Origin of the sequence: Pseudoflavonifractor capillosus (genome assembly GCF_016902575.1) — a bacterium.
Taxonomy (GTDB): Bacteria; Bacillota; Clostridia; order Oscillospirales; family Oscillospiraceae; genus Enterenecus; species Enterenecus capillosus_A.
This window is the reverse complement of sequence record NZ_JACSNZ010000103.1, coordinates 1-1,410: the sequence shown is the minus strand read 5'-3', so window position 1 is coordinate 1,410 and position 1,410 is coordinate 1. Positions and strand designations below refer to the sequence as shown.

General features: G+C 54.0%; 2 protein-coding genes. Both read left to right on the top strand.

The genetic code is table 11. The annotated features are described in order from the left end of the window. Positions 1-2 precede the first annotated feature (2 nt). A complete protein-coding gene (locus H9X86_RS12030; protein WP_346011474.1) occupies positions 3-1,187 on the top strand; it encodes an antirestriction protein ArdA in 1,185 nt (394 codons plus the stop codon). Further along, on the top strand, positions 1,188-1,410 hold a 223-nt coding region (locus H9X86_RS12025), incomplete at its 3' end, for a DUF4314 domain-containing protein (RefSeq protein ID WP_204901730.1).

Below are 1,410 nucleotides of genomic sequence, written 5' to 3'. Positions count from 1 at the left end.
TGATAGGCGCAGAATTGAGCAATATCAACCACCCGGAATTTGGTGTTGTTACCATTCCCCTTCCCATCCCCAAAGAGCAGTATGACAGCTGTGTGGAGTTGCTGGAGTCGCTGGAAATTGGGGATGCCTCCAACCGGGACTGCCATTTGGACGAGCTTCACAGCCCATGGCCAGTGCTGGATCGTCTGGAGGGCACTCAGGTAAATCTGGACGAGCTGGACTATCTGGCTAAGCGGCTGGATGGCTTCGGTGATGACGAGGTGGCCCAGTTCCAGGCCATGGCTGAGAAACTGGGCCTCACTAGCCTGAAAGACTTGATCAACCTATCCTTCTGCTGTCAGCAGGCCACCGTCATCACGGACTTCTCTGATTTGGAATCCGTGGGCCGCAGCCACTATATGAACCTCAACGGCGGCTGTGCCAGCCTGGAAGAACTGGAGAATGTAGATGGTGTGGAATCTGCCCTCCTTCTGATCGAGGGGAATCAAGGCGTGGTCACCCCCTACGGTGTGGTCTACGACAACGGGATGCAGCTGGAGCAGATCTACGATGGCAAGCACTTCCCCTTTTATCTCTACGATGACGCAGTGCTGTCCCTGGGTCTGATCTCCAAGGGACAGCCGGAAAACACCAAAAAAGCCACTTGGCTCTACCTTCCCACCACAAGGAAACAGCTGGAACGTGGAATGCTTCGCTCTGGCATCCAAGACCCGGAGGATATGTGCTTTCAAGTAGGAAACAGCGAATTCCCTATGGAGGTGGATGTAGCACTGGATTTCAAACAGGAAAGCATCTTCGACCTCAACGACCTGGCATGGGCTGTGGCCAGACTTGACCGGGATAACCTTCAAAAGCTGGGGGCTGTGGTAGCCTTGGCTGAGCCAGAGAATGCCAGCCAGATCCGCTGTCTGGCCGAGAATCTGGATTTGTTCCAGTTTGCTCCCGGCGCCCATACCCCTGCAGAGTACGGAACATTCATGATCCAGCAGTCCGGCCACTTTGAGTATGACCCCAATCTGGACGAGTTCTATGACTACGAGAAGTACGGCCTGCAGCACATGAATCAAGAGACTGGTACATTTACCGACCGGGGATATGTGGCCTACCACGGCACGGTGAGCCTGGAGGTACTGATGATGGGAGAATCACACCAAGAAGAACAAACTTTTCAAATGGGAGGTATGTAAATGTCAGTTTCAAAGGAATGGCTGAATTTCCTGCGAGAGCAATTCCCCGCAGGAACCCGAATCAAACTCAGAGAGATGAAAGACCCCTATACCCAGCTGGAGCCGGGCAGCACTGGCACCCTGGACTACATCGACGATATCGGCCAGTTCCACATGAAGTGGGACAACGGCAGTGGCCTTGCCCTGATCATTGGAGAGGACAGCTTCTCCGTAATCCCGCCGG